At 47.8% G+C, this 18,059-nt stretch carries 27 protein-coding genes; 1 reads left to right on the top strand and 26 read right to left on the bottom strand.

The features are described 5' to 3' along the window. Nucleotides 1-13: 13 nt before the first annotated feature. The 26 genes from ACEPPX_RS10570 to ACEPPX_RS10695 all read right to left on the bottom strand — a co-directional run bounded on the left by ACEPPX_RS10570 (nucleotide 14) and on the right by ACEPPX_RS10695 (nucleotide 16,499). On the bottom strand, nucleotides 14-1,300 hold the full coding sequence (locus ACEPPX_RS10570; RefSeq protein WP_416624003.1) for a phage minor head protein: 1,287 nt from the start codon (nucleotides 1,298-1,300) through the stop codon (nucleotides 14-16). Next, nucleotides 1,287-2,849, bottom strand: a complete 1,563-nt coding sequence (locus tag ACEPPX_RS10575) for a DUF935 domain-containing protein (RefSeq protein ID WP_416624004.1) — start codon at nucleotides 2,847-2,849, stop codon at nucleotides 1,287-1,289. Before ACEPPX_RS10575 ends, ACEPPX_RS10570 begins: the two co-directional genes overlap by 14 nt. Continuing rightward, complete coding sequence (gene terL / locus ACEPPX_RS10580) at nucleotides 2,849-4,501, bottom strand: phage terminase large subunit (RefSeq protein ID WP_416624005.1); 1,653 nt, start codon at nucleotides 4,499-4,501, stop codon at nucleotides 2,849-2,851. Before terL ends, ACEPPX_RS10575 begins: the two co-directional genes overlap by 1 nt. A gap of 2 nt (nucleotides 4,502-4,503) precedes the next feature. After that, nucleotides 4,504-5,001: a DUF1804 family protein gene (locus tag ACEPPX_RS10585; RefSeq protein ID WP_416624006.1), complete on the bottom strand. Its 498-nt coding sequence runs from the start codon at nucleotides 4,999-5,001 to the stop codon at nucleotides 4,504-4,506. Then, a complete protein-coding gene (locus ACEPPX_RS10590; protein ID WP_416624007.1) occupies nucleotides 5,001-5,219 on the bottom strand; it encodes a hypothetical protein in 219 nt (72 codons plus the stop codon). The genes ACEPPX_RS10585 and ACEPPX_RS10590 overlap by 1 nt, the downstream gene beginning before the upstream one ends. After that, nucleotides 5,216-5,482: a hypothetical protein gene (locus ACEPPX_RS10595; protein WP_416623959.1), complete on the bottom strand. Its 267-nt coding sequence runs from the start codon at nucleotides 5,480-5,482 to the stop codon at nucleotides 5,216-5,218. The genes ACEPPX_RS10590 and ACEPPX_RS10595 overlap by 4 nt, the downstream gene beginning before the upstream one ends. Before the next feature lie 11 nt (nucleotides 5,483-5,493). Then, complete coding sequence (locus tag ACEPPX_RS10600; RefSeq protein WP_416624008.1) at nucleotides 5,494-5,841, bottom strand: hypothetical protein; 348 nt, start codon at nucleotides 5,839-5,841, stop codon at nucleotides 5,494-5,496. After that, nucleotides 5,838-6,014 carry a hypothetical protein gene (locus ACEPPX_RS10605; protein ID WP_416624009.1) on the bottom strand — a complete coding sequence of 59 codons (177 nt, stop codon included), beginning with the start codon at nucleotides 6,012-6,014 and terminating at the stop codon, nucleotides 5,838-5,840. Before ACEPPX_RS10605 ends, ACEPPX_RS10600 begins: the two co-directional genes overlap by 4 nt. A gap of 19 nt (nucleotides 6,015-6,033) precedes the next feature. Next, on the bottom strand, nucleotides 6,034-6,450 hold the full coding sequence (locus tag ACEPPX_RS10610) for a hypothetical protein (protein ID WP_416624010.1): 417 nt from the start codon (nucleotides 6,448-6,450) through the stop codon (nucleotides 6,034-6,036). Next, nucleotides 6,443-6,685 (bottom strand): hypothetical protein, encoded by a 243-nt coding sequence (locus ACEPPX_RS10615; protein ID WP_416624011.1) that lies wholly within the window; start codon nucleotides 6,683-6,685, stop codon nucleotides 6,443-6,445. The genes ACEPPX_RS10610 and ACEPPX_RS10615 overlap by 8 nt, the downstream gene beginning before the upstream one ends. Beyond that, nucleotides 6,682-7,038: a hypothetical protein gene (locus tag ACEPPX_RS10620; RefSeq protein ID WP_416624012.1), complete on the bottom strand. Its 357-nt coding sequence runs from the start codon at nucleotides 7,036-7,038 to the stop codon at nucleotides 6,682-6,684. The genes ACEPPX_RS10615 and ACEPPX_RS10620 overlap by 4 nt, the downstream gene beginning before the upstream one ends. Then, entirely contained in the window at nucleotides 7,035-7,238 is a 204-nt protein-coding gene (locus tag ACEPPX_RS10625) for a hypothetical protein (RefSeq protein WP_416624013.1), read from the bottom strand. Before ACEPPX_RS10625 ends, ACEPPX_RS10620 begins: the two co-directional genes overlap by 4 nt. Beyond that, the gene (locus ACEPPX_RS10630) at nucleotides 7,238-7,771 is read right to left on the bottom strand and encodes an N-acetylmuramoyl-L-alanine amidase (protein ID WP_416624014.1); all 534 of its coding nucleotides are present in this window, start codon (nucleotides 7,769-7,771) and stop codon (nucleotides 7,238-7,240) included. The genes ACEPPX_RS10625 and ACEPPX_RS10630 overlap by 1 nt, the downstream gene beginning before the upstream one ends. Nucleotides 7,772-7,927: 156 nt before the next feature. Further along, nucleotides 7,928-8,356 (bottom strand): Mor transcription activator family protein, encoded by a 429-nt coding sequence (locus tag ACEPPX_RS10635; protein WP_416624015.1) that lies wholly within the window; start codon nucleotides 8,354-8,356, stop codon nucleotides 7,928-7,930. Continuing rightward, nucleotides 8,346-8,750: a gp16 family protein gene (locus tag ACEPPX_RS10640; RefSeq protein ID WP_416624016.1), complete on the bottom strand. Its 405-nt coding sequence runs from the start codon at nucleotides 8,748-8,750 to the stop codon at nucleotides 8,346-8,348. The genes ACEPPX_RS10635 and ACEPPX_RS10640 overlap by 11 nt, the downstream gene beginning before the upstream one ends. 165 nt (nucleotides 8,751-8,915) lie before the next feature. Continuing rightward, nucleotides 8,916-9,803 (bottom strand): recombination-associated protein RdgC, encoded by an 888-nt coding sequence (locus ACEPPX_RS10645; RefSeq protein ID WP_416624017.1) that lies wholly within the window; start codon nucleotides 9,801-9,803, stop codon nucleotides 8,916-8,918. Next, entirely contained in the window at nucleotides 9,793-9,972 is a 180-nt protein-coding gene (locus ACEPPX_RS10650; protein ID WP_416623935.1) for a hypothetical protein, read from the bottom strand. Before ACEPPX_RS10650 ends, ACEPPX_RS10645 begins: the two co-directional genes overlap by 11 nt. Before the next feature lie 43 nt (nucleotides 9,973-10,015). Continuing rightward, nucleotides 10,016-10,192, bottom strand: coding sequence for a hypothetical protein (locus ACEPPX_RS10655; RefSeq protein ID WP_416624018.1), 177 nt, complete (start codon nucleotides 10,190-10,192; stop codon nucleotides 10,016-10,018). Then, a complete protein-coding gene (locus ACEPPX_RS10660) occupies nucleotides 10,192-10,716 on the bottom strand; it encodes a host-nuclease inhibitor Gam family protein (protein WP_416624019.1) in 525 nt (174 codons plus the stop codon). Before ACEPPX_RS10660 ends, ACEPPX_RS10655 begins: the two co-directional genes overlap by 1 nt. Then, nucleotides 10,709-11,527 (bottom strand): hypothetical protein, encoded by an 819-nt coding sequence (locus ACEPPX_RS10665; RefSeq protein ID WP_416624020.1) that lies wholly within the window; start codon nucleotides 11,525-11,527, stop codon nucleotides 10,709-10,711. Before ACEPPX_RS10665 ends, ACEPPX_RS10660 begins: the two co-directional genes overlap by 8 nt. Beyond that, complete coding sequence (locus ACEPPX_RS10670; RefSeq protein WP_416624021.1) at nucleotides 11,524-11,688, bottom strand: hypothetical protein; 165 nt, start codon at nucleotides 11,686-11,688, stop codon at nucleotides 11,524-11,526. The genes ACEPPX_RS10665 and ACEPPX_RS10670 overlap by 4 nt, the downstream gene beginning before the upstream one ends. Then, a complete protein-coding gene (locus tag ACEPPX_RS10675; RefSeq protein WP_416624022.1) occupies nucleotides 11,685-12,374 on the bottom strand; it encodes a DUF2786 domain-containing protein in 690 nt (229 codons plus the stop codon). The genes ACEPPX_RS10670 and ACEPPX_RS10675 overlap by 4 nt, the downstream gene beginning before the upstream one ends. A 511-nt stretch (nucleotides 12,375-12,885) precedes the next feature. Beyond that, a complete protein-coding gene (locus ACEPPX_RS10680) occupies nucleotides 12,886-13,122 on the bottom strand; it encodes a hypothetical protein (protein ID WP_416624023.1) in 237 nt (78 codons plus the stop codon). A gap of 83 nt (nucleotides 13,123-13,205) precedes the next feature. After that, a complete protein-coding gene (locus tag ACEPPX_RS10685) occupies nucleotides 13,206-14,096 on the bottom strand; it encodes an AAA family ATPase (RefSeq protein WP_416624024.1) in 891 nt (296 codons plus the stop codon). Nucleotides 14,097-14,118: 22 nt separating this feature from the next. Further along, complete coding sequence (locus ACEPPX_RS10690) at nucleotides 14,119-16,158, bottom strand: Mu transposase C-terminal domain-containing protein (RefSeq protein ID WP_416624025.1); 2,040 nt, start codon at nucleotides 16,156-16,158, stop codon at nucleotides 14,119-14,121. A 77-nt stretch (nucleotides 16,159-16,235) separates the two neighbouring features. Next, entirely contained in the window at nucleotides 16,236-16,499 is a 264-nt protein-coding gene (locus tag ACEPPX_RS10695) for a helix-turn-helix domain-containing protein (protein WP_416624026.1), read from the bottom strand. A 236-nt stretch (nucleotides 16,500-16,735) separates the two neighbouring features. On the opposite strand from ACEPPX_RS10695, the gene ACEPPX_RS10700 reads away from it, so the two are divergent. Further along, nucleotides 16,736-17,452, top strand: a complete 717-nt coding sequence (locus ACEPPX_RS10700) for a S24 family peptidase (protein WP_416624027.1) — start codon at nucleotides 16,736-16,738, stop codon at nucleotides 17,450-17,452. Nucleotides 17,453-18,059 lie beyond the last annotated feature (607 nt).

Below are 18,059 nucleotides of genomic sequence, written 5' to 3' on the forward strand. Positions count from 1 at the left end.
CCTTGCCCGATGCCTATTTCGTTTTCACGCGCTGTATCAGCTTTTCAATCTCTTTACCGCTTGTAATGCGGTAAGACTGCAAATACACCTCATCTGCATCCGCAATATATTTCACCACAGCCAGCAACAAACTATCTTGGTACCGCCCCGTTAACACTATATGTTTGCCGTCTGCAATCACGTTTTCGGGATGGTGTAACAATTCCGGCAAATACTCATAATAGTCTAATCCGAAGTCTTGCCCACTGCGGCTATCCATCTGCTTAATCAACGTATCGTCCGATAGCCAAACCGTGCGGCGGCCGATGCCAGCCAATGCCTGCGTTTGTTCCGACAACACACCTGCTGCAAATTTCAGTCGGCGCGATAATGTGTTTCGGATGGCGATTTGCTGTTGGCTATCCGGTTTACCGTTAATGCTCAGGCGTTTTTTTACCTCGTCAAATTCAGCAGCCAGCTGCTTAAAAGATGCTTTAAACTCCGCGCCCGACATTTCTACTCTAGCAAACTGATGCGCCAAACCACGATCATAATTATCTAGATTCGGGCGATAATTCATCCGCCCGGCGTTGTAATCAAACCCTCGGTCAGTCGTGTAAAGACGTCCGTCCGGTGCTTTGTAAGCCTTGGTTAGGTAGCTGTCGCCTTGTTTGTTATAGACTTTATGGGTCTCAATTAAATTTTGTTCGGTAGATTGCCCCACAATATAGCCGTTGCGCGCCACATCACGCTCGGACAAAGCCACTACCGTACAGCGGCAGCGGTAGCCGTTTGGCGGATAAAATGTAGCCCAAAAAGGATCATCATAGCGGTATACCAACCCATCCATAGCCGCGTGAGCAGGGCGGGTGCGGTGGTCTCCTACCGCGTCATACATCCAATAAGGGCGGTTGTCGATATTACCCATATAGGTCTGATATCGTCCCGCTTGGTAGGCGGACTGCATATTAGTGCGGTAGATGTTTTCCAAGCGGCGTGGCGGTCCGAACACCTCTCCCGTCTTCGGGTCGATGATGTCTTGTCCGTTGTGGCCATTAGGGTGTAACCAGCCTTTGTTTTGCAGATGCTGTAATATGTCTTTGCGCCAATCTTGATACGATAGGCCGTTTTCCTTAGCAGTTATCATCGATTGCTTAATATCATGCAGCATATCCAAATCGGTCATGCGGGCAATCGTATATACTTTGGCAATCTCGCTGGCGGTCAGATTACGGTAATTTTCGGCGGTAACGTTTTTGGCCTTGAGCCACTCAATCGCTTTTGCAGGTTTCAGTCCGAGTGCAAAATTAATGCTTGGCATCGGCTTGCCCCAACAGGTCACTCAAAAACAGCGCATTTTGCATATAGCCTTGCAGGGTTTTGTTATCCAGCTGCGGGTAGAGCGCTGTTAAGGCGGCATCCGCCTCTTCATAGCTTTTACATGCTGCCAGCGCGGCTACTGCCTGTTTGATAATTGGATTGAGTTGCGCGTTAAAATCGGGTATCTCTAATGCCTCGTCTAATACTCCATCCAATACTTGCTGCTCGCGGGCGGCGGGGTGGTCAGCCGGTATGCGTGCGGATAAAGCTGCCAATGCTGCCTGATTCACAGGGTTTGACTGCTGTCTCGCTAACACTTTTTCGCCTTCGCCCGGCTCGGGTATGGTCAGTTTGTCGCGCACCCACGTTTCCGGTATTTGCACGCCCACATCCACCAGTTTGGGTATGGCTTCGGCAAATACAGCAATGTCTTCGGATTCGCGCACGTCAAACTCAAATTTTGGCACGCGGGTCGGGTCTATGCCGAGATAATTGATTTGCAGATAAGGCAAGATAATTTGGCGGCTGACGGTTTGCGCTATCTGCTTGGCATCCGACACCAGCAAATCACGGCGCACCTCATTATGCACTTTACCCAGCGCATTAGTGCTGCTTTTTCCATCCGCACTACTGGTCAGCGTTTGCCCTAAAATCAGGCGGGCGGCAGATTTTTCGCACCATTGGGCCATTTGCAAAAATGGGTTGCTGGTAGCGGTGGTACCGGCGGCCGCATTATGCAGTTCAATCTCCATACCTTCGGGCATGATGCCGGCCGCATTGTGGCCGATTTCTGCAACCGCCCGCAGCAGCGTACGCTTTTCCGCTTCGGTGGCACCTGCGCCATATTTGCCGATACGGATGGGCATACCGTATAACTCTAAAAACTCGGCAAAATCATGCACCGCATAGTGCTTAAACATATACAGCCAAGCCAGAGTACGGAATAGGCCGTTACGCGCCTGTTGCACACTGCGCGATTTATGGCTGTGTATTACCCAACCATAAGGCCATAGCGGCTCACCCTCTTGGTTTGATGGCGTCTTAAGTAGCAGTTCGTCATCCTTACCCCACTTAAACCAGCTTTGCGGGCGATGGCTAAAAGTGGTTGGGCGGTACAAGCCGTCAGCCAATACCCATTTAACTTCCAGCGCCGAAAAGCCGTGTCCTACCGCGTCCATCATATCCATGATTAAATCTTCGAACTGCGGCAAGCCGTCTATCAGCTCAAAGGCAGCCTCGGCCAACTGCTCTTCCGCAGGCGTAGCATTTCGTGGCGGGGTAATACGCCAGTCTAAAGTCAGCACGGCGCGCTTACGCGTGCCTATATTGGCCGCGATATCGCTGTCGCGCTCTTCAATGTCGGCAAAAAGCTCATGTTGTGCGGTAATGTCACCCGATTCCGCATCCTCAAACAGCCCGCGCATTTTTTGCGGCGTGATAAAGTTAGACGGGTGTTCGGCAATTACCCGACCGGTAGCGGTGATTTGCGCCATGTCGGTTTGTAATTTACCCATTGGCTTTTGCACTGGTTTTTTGTCTTTCTTAGCCATTATTTAGCCCACTTACTTTTTATTTCGGATTGGTCAAAATCATCATCGGCAACGCTCTGCCATTCGATTGGGGCAGAGTTCCCAACGGCCAACGCCCACAACATTTGCAGCGCATCGGGCCCATCATCATGTGCGTGCTTTGGAAAACGGCGCAACTGATCGATAAGCTCGGCGTTGTCTTTGTGGATACGGATATACCCGTTCTCCATATGCGGTTGAATAGATTCAATCCGCAACTCTTTATCAGCAATAGGTTTCACCCCCCGCGCAGGAATAGGCACACCTTGCTGTAACCCGCGCTTCGTCAATTCTGTTTTCAAAAATTCTTGAAACTGCACAACCTCAACTGCCCACAATCGGCATTTGTATTGCTTTTGCAGCTTAATCACATCCTCAATGATTTTATCCGGTAAACGGCGGCGGATTTTCGCCACCAAAACATACAGCGTAACCGTAGGGCGGTGCCAACCGCCGATCAGAATAGCCGACGGGTCGCGATTGGTATTGCGTTTACCCAAAGACGGGTCGAGTGCGCCGAACCAAATCAAATCAGACGGCAAGTCTTTATCAGCGAACTGCACATCATCAATAATGTTGGCAAAGATTGCGTCCTCACCGCTGACCGGCTCATTCTGGTATTCGCAATCAAAGGCTTCTTTGCCGATACGGGCGCGGATAGTCATCAAAAGCAAGATAGGGCGTTTCGCCCAGCTCACTCTGCTGCCTTCCAACATTTCCGCTTCGTTGGCATCATAAAACGCTTTAGCAGCCTCTTGGCCTTCGTGTTTGTAAATGGCTTCCCATTCATCCCACAAGGCCATGTTATCAGGCCATTTAACAATGGCCTGAAAGCGGCGGCTAGTCCAAAATGCGTTATCCAATATACGGTTAAGCACACTGTCGTAATGTAGGATGGTACCCACATACAATACGTCAAATTTTTCACCGGCCGAACCAAGCGGTAATACTGCTTTGTTGACCCAATTCATTAACTTGGTGCGCTGTTTTGGTGTCTCAACATGTTCGTCGTTCTCGATATCATCGAGATACGCCATATCTGGGCGGCGCGCTCCATGCTTGGTACCGCGTAACTTCATGCCGCTGCCGTAGGCTTTAATCTTATTGCCTTGCTTGGTAATGATTTCGCCAACACGCCAACGGCGACCAACGCCGCACGCCTCGGGAAAATCCAAAGCCAGCCGTTTGTTCTCGGTCAACTCGGTTTTAATGACTTCCACCGATCCGGCTGCTTGGTCCTCAACGTCCGATATGATGACCACGTTATGCTTGAAGTTGCGCACCTCATCCCACAGGGATTTGATTTGCACTCCCAAAGTTGTCTTGGCTTCGCCGCGTGGTGCGGCCATCGCATCCGTTTCAGCCTCCGGCGACTGAGTCAACCGCGGCACTACCTCGTCGATTAAATAATCATGAAATTCCGACCAAGAATCGCCACGTATATGGTGTGGGAAATAAGTTTCGACAAAAAACCGAAACCCCGTCTTAGGGTCAAAAACCTTTTTGCGACGGGCAGCAATATCCTCCGGTGCATCCGATAAGCCTGAATCTTCCGCCTCCATGCGCTGTATCAGGTCAAGGCGGATGGCTTCCATTTGCTCGCGCAGTTTTGCGCGGGTCGGCTTTTTGCTCATGGTTAAAACTCTTGCTCAATTACAGGTTCAAAACTATCTAAAACTTTTAAAAAATCTTCGATTAAATTGGGATAGTTCTGTTTGATATGTTGCGCCAGTAAATCAATGGTTTTAATCGCCACAGATGCTTCGTGCACTTCGGGCAACAGCCGCTTATGAGCAGCCATTGTTTTATTGTACGAATCACTTAACATACTGATGGCTTTTACTTTATCCATTGTATTTAGGTCATGATTTTCTTCTAACTCTTTCATGACGCTTTCATATTGCAGAATTTGCCCCGCAATCATCGCACGCGCGACCACCTCAACATCGCCACCGGCCAACGTGTGGGCTGCTCTCATTTTGTCCCAATCGTTACCTTTAGCCTTTTCCGATGCTTTCCAATTTCGGGCGGTAGCAAAAGGCACTTGGCACATCATGGCCGCCGTCTCCAGCGTCTGCCCACCGCTCACATACAGCTGGCGCAGCTTGTCTCGTGTCTCTTTAGGATGCGCCATTAACCGCCTCCGATACCCAGTTTTAGCTTAATCATTTCCCATCCGGCGGCCACGGTCATACCGCCTAGGCCGCCATATAGTGCGGCGGTTTTTCGGCATTCTTTGCGGATTTCCTGTATTTCACCTTCCATACTTTCTTGGTTTTTCAGGATTTTGTCTTGCTTGGTCTCAATCCGTGCGAGAGAGGCAAGCAAAGGATCTTTATTATCGATGCTCATGTTTTATCTGCCTTACGGTCCAGTTTGTCATTGAGTTTGTCTATTTTTTCTTCCAGCCGGTCCAGCGACGCAGCCAAATTGGTTTGATTGGCGCTCGCTTCTGCCTTTGTGGCGTAATCCAGCTTAACTTTGTGTAATTCATCCTTAAGCTGTTCGTGGCGTTTATCGCTTTCTTTCAGGCGGCCCGATATGCCGTTTACCCAAAACCAAAATGCGCCGGCAGCCAACCCCCAAAGCGTTTTAAACCCAAATTCAAAGTCAATCGGTGTCGGTATCATTGCGGTACATCTCCAAAAATAACGCGACAGCTGTAATGGCTGCGGCGGCAGGTAACAATCAGCACCGGCTGTGTATTAATAACCTCCAAATCAACATTAAACCGCTCTGATAGTGCTTGCTTAACGGCTTGGTATTGGTGTTTAAAACTCACTTGGCCAATATCAAGGTTAAACGTTACGGAAAAGTCCGTACTCATTCGCACCGTATAATCCCAACTGGTTGCATCCAGTTTGCGTGACACCTGCTCAACAAATGCCTGCTGTTCACGCGCTTTGGCCAAACCCATTTCAAGGCTGGCATGTTTAACGGCGAGCGTACGGCTAATCAATTCTTGATAATTCATTGCTCCTCCACTTGTCCGCCCGCCCATGCTCTCCATGCGGCATTTTGGTTTTCAAGTTCCGACACATATCCGCCGAAATCGGCCGCGTGCTCCAGTAGCTTTTGCACCGTGCCGCTTTCCGGCGGAGCAGGGCGTACTGGTGATACCATTAAAGCGGCGGGCGGTGTGGGCATAACAGGCACCTCAACGGTTTTAATCGTTGCTGTATCCGAGGGATTGGCGGTATTGGCGCAGCCCGTGAGCGCCCAAGCCGTCAATACAAGCATTGCCGGCAGTGTGTTTATCTTGCTCAATCGCATGGTTAATACCCTTTCTGTATTGCGCTTTCAGGCGGTTGATTTCGGCACTCGCCGCCGCCAGCTTAGTGCCTACCTGATGTGTTTTTTCGGCTTGGGCTTGTTTGAGTGCATTAACACGCTCCAGCTCGGCAGTAAATGCTTGCCCGGATGCCAGCAAGGCGGCAGCTTTGTTTTTTTCCGCCCGCTCAATGACGACTTGCTGCGCGTTAAAAGCCACCTGAAAACCTTGCCGGTAGGCGATAAGCGCCACCGCTAAAGCCAACCACAACGTCCATGTGCGGCGTATCAACGGCCATAATTGACTAGTCATGATGCCGCTCCTCTTTGTTGATAGTCGCTACCTGCGGCACGGCGGCGATACCGCGCTTAATCAGTGCATAGCCGCCAACCATTGATCCATAGGCCCACCACAGCCATTCCGGCGCATCTCCGGTCTGCATAAATTTATAGGTCAGACAGGCTGCCGCCACGTTTGCCCATAACTTGGTATGGCTGATTTGGCCGGTAGCCGGATTGACGACCAAGCCGGATAGCCAGCGGATCATTTGCGTGCTCCTTGTCCGACAATATCGCCACCGGCTTGTACATTGCCGTTACCACATATGATTTGAGCCTTCGCGCTTTTGGTCTCTTCTTCAGCCTGAGCGTCTACCCAAGCCTTAAACTCCGCCCATGTCTTAAACTTGGTGGAATTACGCTGAAAAGCCGCAAGCGTTTGTGTAAACACACACACGATAAAAATCATCCCGCTTAAAAAAGTCCACCATGTCGAGCCTTGGCTCACATACACGCACAATGCCAACATTGACAACGTCATCAGGTCGCGCAATATGCTGGTCACTAGGCTTTCAGTGCGGTCGTAAACAACCAAGTTTTTTTTGACGATTTCGATTTTCATTTTTTAATCCCCTTATTTTTGCGTTTTACTGCTGCACGTTTCGCAGCCGCCACGCCCGAAAAACGGTGTGGCTGCTTATTGCGGCCTTTACCGGCATGACGCAAATAAACCGGTGCTTTAAATACAGGGCTGTCAGACGACTTATTACCTAAAATCCAAGCTAACGTAGCCAGTGCATATTTTTTAATCTTGCCAAACATTATTTAAGCTCCTTGGCAATCGCGTCTGCGATTGCTCGGCAAATCACCCATTTTTTGGCCTTAAACAAGGCCAAATCCGCATCGTTTGAAATAAAAAATGGCTCAAATACGATGCCCCCAGATTGGGCATAAGCTAAGCGACTATGCTGCCCGGCATCGTCTGGTTTATAGCCGCCATCGCCGCGTAAACGCCAACCAGTTACGTTTGCCACCGCTTGGCTTAAAACCTGACACCAGCGTTTGTTTTTAAGTGTCGCCAACGCCTCAATGCCTGATGCTGTCTTGTTTCCAGCAGCGTTTGTATGAAACTCCACCGCTACCGCACTGCCTTTAATCAGTTTTACCGCCTCGCGCAGCGGAAGGTTGCCTTTACCCTCGCCGTCAGTCTTAACAGTCAGGCCGTAATCGTGGCGCAGGATATGGGCGGTGATATTGCGCATATCCTGTGCCAAATCCGCCTCGCGGTCGCTGCCGTTAACCGCACCGGGATCGCGGTTGCTGTGGCCGGCAGTCAAACAAATAATCTTGCTCATAAAAATCCTTTTAAAATGGATAGTTGTAGCCTTTATTTTGCCGCTGCTTGTCATGGCAAAAGAGGCAACAGGCTTCAACCCCGCCCGCCAGTTACAAATACATAGTGCATAAAAAAATCCGCCCGAAGGCGGATAAAATAGAGTAAGCGCAATCAATTAAAATAAGGTCTTTTGATGTGTGACTGGCTCGCAAGCACTGCGGACTATCGTATAACCGGTGCGGTCTGATATGCCGTAACGCGGGCATAGCTCGGTCATTGCCATCAAGCCGCTTTTACCTTCTACTTGGGTTAATGTCATAAAATCCTGTTTAAAGCGTTCGTTTCGTAGCTCGCGCAGTGCTTGTTCGCAGCGCGGCACATATAATTCTTCGCCTCCATAAACGCGCAAAAGCTCGTAGGTTTTGGCCTCACCAATCGCCGAAAACAATATATGCAGACGGGGTGTATCTTCTTTACCCTTGCCAAACTTAAACCGTGCGCCGCCTATGGCGCGCACTAGCTCTTCGGCTGCCCGGTAACCGATTACATCGATAATATCCACCATTGTATCCGGCAGTAGATGTTGTACCTTTTTAAGCTCCATTGCCGTTTTCCTTTTGCTGTTTTTTAACCAGTGCGGCAATTACACCGCGCATATGCTCGTCGTCTAACCATTCGACCCGATCAACGCTATACATGCGTTTGGCCAAAGCATGGGCATAAGCCCAATGCAGATGCATATCTGCGAGTAACGCACCAATTTTGCGCATCATCGGGTCGGCAGAGCGGCGGCGGTTAGGCCTGATGCCGCCCTTGTGGCGGAAGCCTAGCCTATCCATTTCAGCGGCCACGCGCTGTAATTCCGCCGCAGATAACTTAGTGCAGCTGTTTTTACCCGTTACCCGTACCAACATGGTGCGGTAAACAGCATCATCTAGCCCGAGTTGCTGCTGTGCGATTTTGATTTTGGCAATCAGTCGTTTACGTTTATCGTCCATATCTTATTGTATGCCGCCCGTGGCTTATTTTAAATTCCTAGATTTAGGATATTTTAAAGATTAAACAAATACTTGTAATTCACCAATGGAGTAAGATTCAGCTGTTTTTACAGTAAAAAACAAAAGCCCCCGCATGTAAGCGAGGGCTTATTTCAGGTGGCCTATTTATTCCTGCCAACCACCAAGCAAATCAACCAATTCGGATAACATATCATTTAACGTGGCTGTCATAATGGTTTGTTCGGCAACGGTTTTACTATAAGCATCCTCTGCTTTTTCTTCCACCTCCCGTTCCAACACCTCTAACCATTGCATACGTTTAAATGTGCAATCCTGTGTCAGGATAAATGCGATACGGTCATCCCATACCAAGCCAAGCTCGGTAACCCTCATGCCGTTACGCACATGCTGTATAACGTCATCATCGGTTAAATCTTTACGACTGACTTTAATTTTTGGGGCAACATCGCCAGCGCCGATTAGCGTTACATCATAATCCAACTCAAACCGGCCTTGCGCACTGCCTTGTAGTAGCCATTCCGTCATCAGAGATAATGGCGATTGCTTGGTCGTCGGCATTTGTGCTGGCAGGCCGCCCAATGCCTCGCGCATCTTCGTCAAAAAGTTTTCGGCTTTGCGGGTATTAGCCGTATCCACCCATAACCAGCCATCGGTTAGCAAACCGTAGGTGTGGCTGCTTTTTGTTAAGGCTTTAGGCAGCAGGTCATCGATAATGCTTTGCCGTATTTCTGCCTTTTCTTTGCGACCCACATTGCGCGCCTCGGCAGTTTGGATTTTATCGACTTTTTCATCTAGCTTTTGCTTGATAACCGCTCCCGGTAAAACTTTTTCTTCGCGTCGCAGAGATACCAGCAGGCTGCCGTTGGTTTTGAAAATGATGGGATAACCAAACGGCACTGGTGAAATAAACCCCTCGCTAAACCATGCGGAATTGAGAGGAGGGCTAAACCAACTCTCTGCAATCGATGTTTCCAAGCGTTCAGTTTCGGGCAGCTCCGGCAAACGGAAAGGGGTTAATTGCTTAAACCACATTTTCGTCTCCTTTTTGTTGAGCTTCACTGATATAAGCAAGGAAATCTAATGCGATGCGCTGCGGCTTATTATAGTCTTCAATTTTTTCGGGGTATGGTTTCTCCGATTCAATTTCAAAACTTACTTTACCGTCCTCTAACTCTTCGATGGTAATAATTACCTTAGACATTTTTTTCTCCATTTTCAAAAAAGGCGGGCAATGCCCGCCGTTGTTAATGAACTTCAGATTTAGGCTTATCACGCATGTCGTAGATAAAATTCGCCGTGGTTACCGTTAATTTTTGCGCTGGCGTAGCGTCTTTTAAATCTGTTGGCATTAACGTATCGCCCATAACCTTGATTTCGATACCCTTAGTGGTGTCTTCAATTAAAATTTGCATTTTTGCCATTAGCCTAGCTCCTGTTCTGTTGGCTCAATCACAAAGTCTTCGACGCCACTAACAATCTTAATCCCCGGCACTTGGCCGTCTGCAAAGCGTTCTTTTTGGTTTAAAATTGCGTCTTTATCAATTTCTTGCTTAGTGCGGACAAACTCGGCATAAGCAGCTTTGTCTTTCAGCCAAGCCAGTACAGCGGCTACTCCTGTTACCTTGACCGACGGCGGGCGGATACGCCATTTAATCAAGCCGGTGGTAAAGTCCACCGTTTTAGTTTTACCGCCATCGGTCAACTCGTCCTTATGCGCTTCGCAATAAGCTGCTACTCGCTCGGTCAGGTTCGTGATTTCTGCGCACAGCGGTGCGGCCAATTCGGCATATTTTTCTTCGATTTCAGCTTTTTTATCGCCTGCTTCGGTTTCCAATCGCTTTAGATCGCGCTGCAAATCTCCTATGCGGCGGATAAATGCGGTTACTTCCGACTTATCTTGTGCGGCTTCAATTGATTTTTGTTTAATTCGGTTGGTTTTAGCCATTTGATGCTCCTTTTCCGTTTAAAGATTGTTTCACTCTTTCCATCTGTACCCGTCCTTTTTCCCGGTCAGGTTTGGGTTTATCCAGTGCCGTCCGCGGTATCATGCGTGGCGGCAAATTGCGGATTAAGTCGTTTACGTTTGGCCATGCGGTCATATCTTGCAGTGTTTTAAATGCAGCTTGTATGCGTACACGGTCATACTGTTCACAGGGCTTTTCGTCTCTGCTTACAAGCCGTTGCACCCATAATTCGGCTACTACTGCCAAATCCTGTGCAGCGGGGCGGCCTTGTAGATTCATGGCTGCCAATACGGCAAAGCCTGCGGCAATTTCTTGTTTAAGCCAGTCGTTAGCGGCCCATTGGCTTAATACACTCACGCCTTGGCGGAGCTTGGTATTTGCTGCCGGCTTATCTGCTGTTGCTACAACTGTGCCGGTTGCTTGCGGCTGCCATCCGGCAATCACTTCAAATAACCAGCCATGCGATTTCAGTGGTAGCTTGAGTCGATTGCGGGCATCTAATGCCGTCTGAAAGCCATAAATCCACGCTTCAGGCGGAGCAGGGTAAACCACCCCATCCCTGCTGATTTCCCCTGCTTTAATGCTGGGTAGCAGCTCGGCCAATAACTTGGCTGTCCGCGCAAAGGTCAATTGGGTTTTGTCAGGCCGAAACAACCCCAAATAGCGCAATGCTGGTTTGGCAATAGCAGCATCTAATTCAGCGATCATCACCAACAAATCGCCTGCGGCATCGGTAGATAGCAGACTATCTAAACTATGCACCGCGCCACAGTTCGGGCATTTGATGTTCATGACTCCTCCCATAATTCCACCGCTGCCGCCAAAGTCGCTGCTTCCGCCGTTTTCATTACGCCGTTCTGCCGCGCTACCACAATAAAATTACCGCCATCGGTTTTATTAACCATCAGCTCACCACGGTCTTCGAGCCATTCGAGCAGTTGTTTGCTTGTCATGATTTATCCTCTAATCGGTTGATTTGTTCGGTACCGCTCACGGCATGATTGAGTGCGGCGTCTTGGCCTTTTACCCATCCACGTTCTCGGTCGGCATAGGATTTACCTTTTGATGCCCTGGTTTTTCCAGCCGTCAGGCCGTTTTTTTCGCCCCATTGTTCCAGCAGTTGCATTTCGCGTTCGCTATTGGCAAACACATCTACCTTTTTCTTCACCGCAACAACCCAGCCTATGCAGAATTCATCGGCTCGAAAGGTTTTGTTTTTTGCAAGGCGCACACGCGACAACTGGGTTTTGATGTACTCCGCACGAGCTGCTTTAATTTGTCGTAACAACACTTCGTAAGCGTAGGCAGCCAGTTCGTTTCTTGGAGATACGCCGTAAAATTTAAGATAGGCGTTGATATTCAAGTTGCGCGTATTTAACTTATAGTCGGTATAACTGCGCACACCGAAACAAGAGCACACAACACCTGCAAGGTAGGCTTGCCATTGCGGTAGTGTCTGGGCGCATTTCAGGCCCTCAGTTTCTTGGATAGCCGATAACTCAACATCCATTTCGCTGAAGCCATACCGTTTCATTAACACTTGCGCCTGTTTCATTGCCTGAGCCGCCTCGTGCTTATTGGCGCTTTTGCTCAAGGCAAGACATTTTTTTATCTTGTCCAAGGCTTTTTCTTTATCCATTTTCTATATTCCTTTTATATCAATATGTTATATTTTTATTAGGACAAAATTTTTTAGCCGAGCAGCGTAATAGCCAGCTTCGCCCCTAGATATGTACCTGCCGCTGCGGCAAGAAAAAACAACGCAAACAGCATAAAAATCACCCTAAACCACATCATTTTTTTCTTGCTCCCTTTATCACCATACCCGGTCCGAATTTAGCTTCGATCTGTTCTAAAACCTCCTTTAAAGCTGCTTCACGCTCCGCCACTGTCTTCGGCTTGATCACACCAAAAAATGATTGATGACGACGGCGGTGCGGTTGGCCACATGGGCGTCTTCTGCTTCTGTATATCATCGTGTTACCTTCCAGTATTTGTTTTTCATGATTTCGGGAGCAGGTGGCCAAGTAGCACGATTTCCTGCGTTGGCCACCGCGTTACGGCAGCGTTTGCATGTACATTCCCTGCGGCCTCTACTAATCGGGTAGCACTCAATCGGCTGATTGATGCCACATTTAGTACATATCCTGTTATTCATACACCACCCCGCGCATACGCTCTTGGTCGCTCATGCGGCTATATACCGCTTGCAGCTTTTGCACCGCTGCATCTGCCGCGTCTTGTTTGTTTTTGATTAGTGCGGCAGCCTCGTTTTTTGGATAACTGCGGGCTGGTATCGGATCAGTAGCGCAGCTGTTAATAGTCATAGCAGCAGCTGCGGCGATAACCGGCATAACAAGCAAGTGGCGTATTTTCAAGTTTTCCATTTCTTATTTTTCCTTTATTTTCAATTACTTGTAATTTTCACAAGGTAAAAAATATATAGGCTTATCAAAACCTTATGATTAAGTTAATGGATCAGCATCTCGCTAAACTGCCGCACCATTTCGATATTTACCGGCTCTTTATGCAGCTTTGATAACCTGTTAACGCCGTGCAGCATCTTTACCAACCGCCGCGTATTGCCTGCTGCCGCTCTGACCAGCTCATCTATTGTTGCCGCATCGGCTGCCGGTAAGGTTGCGGCGGCAATTTCGGCCAACTCTTCGCTTTCTAGCTCATCTCCCAAGTCCAACTTAAACCCGATACGGCTATATAATTGTTTCAATTCACCGTGCCGGCCACGCAGATTGACCAGCAGTCTTGGCATCCCCACCAAAGCCAAGCCAACTTCCGCGCGGTCATGTATGCGGCGCAAACATTCCAGCGCGCGATAAGGTAGGCTTTCTGCCTCGTCGACGGCGATTAATCGGCCTGATGCTGTCAGCTTCTCGATGATGCCGGTTAACATATCGTTAAGCGATCCGTCGGTTTTACTGCCCACTTTGTCGGCGATGCTTTTTAATAGCACTTTAGCGGTATAGGTAGGGTCCGCCTCAATCAGTATTACATCGGGGTAGCGGGCGGCATAATCGCGCAATGCGCTGGTTTTTCCCAATCCGGCTTGACCGATAATCACTACTGCCTGATTATCCACATGCGCCAAGCTCAATATATCGCCCGCGCGTTTGCCGCTTTTGGTGCGTACATAGTCTATTTTTAGTTTACGGTCGGCGCGTCGGTTTTCTTCAAGCGTCAGATAGGCTGCGATTTTTTCTTCCAGTTTGGCCACGTCCCCCTTGTAAGTGCCGGCCAAATAAGTGCTGATAACTGCACTGCTCATGCCGATGGCTTTGGCTACATGTGATTGGGGCGTTCCGGTATCGGCTAAAAACAGTTGTAAGCGTTGTTTTAGGTTCATTTTTTTATCCTTTAATTGCGGGTTAATTGTTGTTTAATTCGCTTTCAAACATCGTATATTTTTTCGTTTTTACTGCGGGTTTTGTTTCGATAACTTGATAATCCGCGTCTATTACGGCACCGTTTCCGTACATCAAGCTGCCAAAATCAGGTTGGTGGGCAATAGTTGGGTTCAGTTCTGCCTTGGCTACATCGATCTTGGCCTGATGGCGTTTTACTGCGTTTCTTACCCGTTGTTCACGCAGTTGCTCGATTCGTGATACAGGCATGGCGGGTTTTACATGGCCGTCTAATTTGGCTTTTCCGATCAATGTGCCGTCCATCTTCTTGATAATTACCTCTTCCGCATTATGTAAGTCATATCCCACCCGTACTGTGTCACCGTGATACATAGTCAAGACAGATGCCGCGTAGGTATGGTTATGTAGGCGTACTGTGCCGCGGTGTACCTTGCATTCTTTTTCCGGCCTAAACATATAATCCAACTCAATGGCGGTTAATGGTTGCTCGGTTATACCAAGCTCGGCCAAACGGTAAGCGCGATAGGCGGCGGGTGTGGCATATTCGCCGTTTGTTTGCTGCTCCAGTTTGCTGTGCCGGTGGTTGGCGTTGTAATCTTTAATGGCGGCATCTAAATCGGCTAAAAACTGCTTCCAGCTTGGCAGCTTTCGGCGGTATTTCTGTTGGTCTGTACTTAATTCTTTACCTTTTTTTTCAGCATTCATGGCGCTGTTGAGTTTTCGGATAGTCAGTGTTTTGGTGCTGCTGTCGGCATCATTGCCGATGTATGTTTCGTAGGTTTTTGCCAATGGTATCGTCACCGTTTCCCAAAACCGTTCAATAATGCCTCGGCCTTGCGGGTTGCCCGGTAAACCGGTGGCGTGCTCAATGCCGTACCGCGGTAAAATACCGGTAATATCCGCATCCAACATCTTGCCGGTAGGACCCGCGCCGTTGTCCGTGTAATACATTAACGGGGCGTCGTGATATGTCATGCCGTGCCGCAGTGCGTCTGCGTGGGCGATGGTCGATTCCGACAAGCTCACGCTCCAGCCCACAGCGTAGCGTGTCGCTGCATCAATAATCACTGTAACCTCAGGTTGAAATGGTTGCCCGTGGTCGGGGTGTGCCACTTTGGCCTTAAAACCGTGACCGTCGCCTACCCAAATATCGTTAGGGTTAAACATCAACCAATCGCGCGCGGTATAAGGCATAATTGCCTTATATGCGCTACCGGTAGTGCGGCCGCGCTCTTTAATGGCCAACGGCAGCGAGCTGTGCACATATTCCACTTGGCTGATGCTCGGGCAATTGTCGATCCCGTATTTGTCAATATAAGCAGCCGCAAAATTCTTATAAGCCATCGGTAGCGGCCATTTGTTTGGGTTGCACCATACGCCGAGCCATTCCGGCAGCCACTCGATATCTTCTAGTTTTCGGCTCTGTTTGGTTTTTGCCGGTGCCAAAGCAGCCAAACGCTCGTTGGGGCTGCCCGCCGCACGGTAAAGCGATACCCACTCTTTCATCGTGCGCAGACTAATGCCACGCTGCTTATTAGCTCTGGCATTGGCCACAGTTACAAAACCGGCCAACGGTTCGGGCAATGCGCCTGTTTCGATTTGGCGCACAACGTAGGTTATTGCTTCGGTAATTTTCAGGCCGCCGATTTCGTGCATTTTCAATACTTCAGCAACAATTGCCATTCGGGCATGGGCACAGTCCCGTTGTTTGTCGGTTAGGCCATCCGCGTATTCATTCAGTGGCAAACCTAATTGTTCCAACTTACGCCGTGCTGGTGCTTTAGCTTGTCTTGCTATGCTTGGCAGTGGTGTGGGCTTTGCCGCCGCTAATAGAGCATCTGCTTGTTTTTGCTTAATCGCTGCTTGGATTGTGGCCGGCAAACCTGATACAAGGTATTTTTTCAATTTCCCACCGCGGGCTTGACCGGGTACTTCTATATAAGCCCATGCTTGCTTTTTTGCTTGATATTCAACACCCTGCTTACTTTTTGGTAGCATTGTCAAACCCATTTCTGCCAGCTCAGTTGATGATAATGCGTTCATTACCCATCCTTCTGTTTATTACATGTGCCGTTTAATAAAACAAACGTATGCTTATTTGATGTTTTGCTTTAAAATAGTTAAGCATTTACAGCAGCACGGAACTGTTCTGCTAAACTTTTGTCTTTATAACGGCTTGGCCAAATTTCTTTAGGGCTTATACCTAAAGCATCTGCAATAATTCGCTCACCTTTTGGATATTTGAACTGCAAAGCACTTTTTAGAGTGTTTGGACTTAACCCGTTCTCAATTGATAGTTTGCGAACAGATGTGCCTTTTTTTCGTAATGCGGCTACAACATCAGCGCGATGCCAATCTTGGTTTTCTGCGTTTTTTTGTAACATTCCGTTTACTCCATTTACTAAGCCGCTTGGCTTAGTTTGTTTGCTAAGTAGATAGAATAATACTAAACAAAAGGATTTTATAAAAGTCTTTTGTTTAGAAAAATCCGCCTAAAATATCGTATTTTTAATAACCTTTTGTTTATTATTTGAATTTAGTTTTAAACAAAAGACTTATTTTTTGTTTTATCTTTTGTTTAGTTGCAGATTTCTAAACAAAAGGATTATGGGATTGTGTAATGACAACATTCAAAGATAGGGTGATGAGCCTTTGGCCGGATTTATCGGTTGCAAAAGTGTCTGATTTAATTGGTATGAGTCATATGGGCCTGTCTAAAGTATTTCGTACTGGTGGGATTCCAAAAGCAGACACCTTATTGAGCATCCATGAAAAATCAGGGTGTGATTTAAAATGGTTGATGACTGGTGAAGGCACCCCGTTCCCGGATATGCCCCTTAACCAGCAGCCGATGGTAGTTAGTCAAAACAAACAAACAGCTGAAATTACCGATACTTTAGGCAACGCCGTAAATACGGACGAATTTGTCTTTATTCCGCGCTATGATGTATTTGCTGCTGCGGGCAACGGATACCCCGTAGAAAACGAAAAACCGTTATTTCACATGGCTTTTCGTCGATATTGGATCGAAAATTATGTAACAAGAGATATAAGCAAGCTCTCTGTCATAGCCGTAAAAGGCGACTCCATGGAAGGTGTACTAAATGATGGCGATAATATCCTTGTAAATCATGCGGCAACCACTCCGCGTGATGGCTTATATGTACTTAGGATTAATAATGATTTGATGGTCAAGCGGGTACAATCCGTACCCGGCAAGCTATTGGTTACATCTTCAAATCCGGCTTATGCCCCGTTTGAAATAGATTTATCAGATGCAGGCGACAATATGGCAATTGTCGGCCGCGTTGAATGGTTTGGCCGTGCTGTAAGATAATCCTAATCCGCAAAAATTAAACCTGTTTTAAATATGCTTAAAACAGGTTTTTTTCTAACTGATTTTGTGCAAAAGCTGCTCTGTTTTTGATAGATTTTGCGCAAAAGCTATTTAGCCTTTTCGCTCGCTATTTTTTCCTGAAACCTTTGTACTTTCTAGACTTTTTAACTTTTCTCTGTCTTTCCCCTTTGTGCAAAAACAATCACCCCCCCACACTATGATTTAAGATTTAAATAATTAAAATTATTTAGCAGCTCTATTCATGGAAGAGGAAGAGAGGGTAACTGTAGTGTTTTTGCTAGGTGGCTGAAGGTGAATGGGTAGCGGTGCGGGTGAGTTTGGGTGTCGAAGAGGTATGATGTTTCCGATGGCGGCATCGTCTGTTTTGTCTATTTTTGGTTATAAAAAATTCTGTTGTAAAACAGATGGGTGCAATTTTTTCTGGGGGATTTTTTGTTTTGGGGGTTGACGGATTTTGTATGGGTTGTGTATAGTTCGGTTCTTCGCTGCTGAGGCGGTGAATAAAACTGACTGTAGATTGTACCACGGTTGGGATTTTGAGTAAACGGATTGGTTGCTTTTAGTCTTGATAGATAAAATTTTGGTG

The organism is Neisseria sp. S1 (assembly GCF_048060015.1).
In the GTDB taxonomy this organism is placed as follows: Bacteria; Pseudomonadota; Gammaproteobacteria; order Burkholderiales; family Neisseriaceae; genus Neisseria; species Neisseria arctica.

Excerpts from the sequence above, each read along its gene's own strand:
- ACEPPX_RS10570 (WP_416624003.1), bottom strand. The coding sequence starts at position 1,300 with ATGCCAAGCATTAATTTTGCACTCGGACTGAAACCTGCAAAAGCGATT.
- ACEPPX_RS10575 (WP_416624004.1), bottom strand. The coding sequence starts at position 2,849 with ATGGCTAAGAAAGACAAAAAACCAGTGCAAAAGCCAATGGGTAAATTA.
- terL (WP_416624005.1), bottom strand. The coding sequence starts at position 4,501 with ATGAGCAAAAAGCCGACCCGCGCAAAACTGCGCGAGCAAATGGAAGCC.
- ACEPPX_RS10585 (WP_416624006.1), bottom strand. The coding sequence starts at position 5,001 with ATGGCGCATCCTAAAGAGACACGAGACAAGCTGCGCCAGCTGTATGTG.
- ACEPPX_RS10590 (WP_416624007.1), bottom strand. The coding sequence starts at position 5,219 with ATGAGCATCGATAATAAAGATCCTTTGCTTGCCTCTCTCGCACGGATT.
- ACEPPX_RS10600 (WP_416624008.1), bottom strand. The coding sequence starts at position 5,841 with ATGAATTATCAAGAATTGATTAGCCGTACGCTCGCCGTTAAACATGCC.
- ACEPPX_RS10605 (WP_416624009.1), bottom strand. The coding sequence starts at position 6,014 with ATGCCCACACCGCCCGCCGCTTTAATGGTATCACCAGTACGCCCTGCT.
- ACEPPX_RS10610 (WP_416624010.1), bottom strand. The coding sequence starts at position 6,450 with ATGACTAGTCAATTATGGCCGTTGATACGCCGCACATGGACGTTGTGG.
- ACEPPX_RS10615 (WP_416624011.1), bottom strand. The coding sequence starts at position 6,685 with ATGATCCGCTGGCTATCCGGCTTGGTCGTCAATCCGGCTACCGGCCAA.
- ACEPPX_RS10620 (WP_416624012.1), bottom strand. The coding sequence starts at position 7,038 with ATGAAAATCGAAATCGTCAAAAAAAACTTGGTTGTTTACGACCGCACT.
- ACEPPX_RS10625 (WP_416624013.1), bottom strand. The coding sequence starts at position 7,238 with ATGTTTGGCAAGATTAAAAAATATGCACTGGCTACGTTAGCTTGGATT.
- ACEPPX_RS10630 (WP_416624014.1), bottom strand. The coding sequence starts at position 7,771 with ATGAGCAAGATTATTTGTTTGACTGCCGGCCACAGCAACCGCGATCCC.
- ACEPPX_RS10635 (WP_416624015.1), bottom strand. The coding sequence starts at position 8,356 with ATGGAGCTTAAAAAGGTACAACATCTACTGCCGGATACAATGGTGGAT.
- ACEPPX_RS10640 (WP_416624016.1), bottom strand. The coding sequence starts at position 8,750 with ATGGACGATAAACGTAAACGACTGATTGCCAAAATCAAAATCGCACAG.
- ACEPPX_RS10645 (WP_416624017.1), bottom strand. The coding sequence starts at position 9,803 with ATGTGGTTTAAGCAATTAACCCCTTTCCGTTTGCCGGAGCTGCCCGAA.
- ACEPPX_RS10650 (WP_416623935.1), bottom strand. The coding sequence starts at position 9,972 with ATGTCTAAGGTAATTATTACCATCGAAGAGTTAGAGGACGGTAAAGTA.
- ACEPPX_RS10655 (WP_416624018.1), bottom strand. The coding sequence starts at position 10,192 with ATGGCAAAAATGCAAATTTTAATTGAAGACACCACTAAGGGTATCGAA.
- ACEPPX_RS10660 (WP_416624019.1), bottom strand. The coding sequence starts at position 10,716 with ATGGCTAAAACCAACCGAATTAAACAAAAATCAATTGAAGCCGCACAA.
- ACEPPX_RS10665 (WP_416624020.1), bottom strand. The coding sequence starts at position 11,527 with ATGAACATCAAATGCCCGAACTGTGGCGCGGTGCATAGTTTAGATAGT.
- ACEPPX_RS10670 (WP_416624021.1), bottom strand. The coding sequence starts at position 11,688 with ATGACAAGCAAACAACTGCTCGAATGGCTCGAAGACCGTGGTGAGCTG.
- ACEPPX_RS10675 (WP_416624022.1), bottom strand. The coding sequence starts at position 12,374 with ATGGATAAAGAAAAAGCCTTGGACAAGATAAAAAAATGTCTTGCCTTG.
- ACEPPX_RS10680 (WP_416624023.1), bottom strand. The coding sequence starts at position 13,122 with ATGGAAAACTTGAAAATACGCCACTTGCTTGTTATGCCGGTTATCGCC.
- ACEPPX_RS10685 (WP_416624024.1), bottom strand. The coding sequence starts at position 14,096 with ATGAACCTAAAACAACGCTTACAACTGTTTTTAGCCGATACCGGAACG.
- ACEPPX_RS10690 (WP_416624025.1), bottom strand. The coding sequence starts at position 16,158 with ATGAACGCATTATCATCAACTGAGCTGGCAGAAATGGGTTTGACAATG.
- ACEPPX_RS10695 (WP_416624026.1), bottom strand. The coding sequence starts at position 16,499 with ATGTTACAAAAAAACGCAGAAAACCAAGATTGGCATCGCGCTGATGTT.
- ACEPPX_RS10700 (WP_416624027.1), top strand. The coding sequence starts at position 16,736 with ATGACAACATTCAAAGATAGGGTGATGAGCCTTTGGCCGGATTTATCG.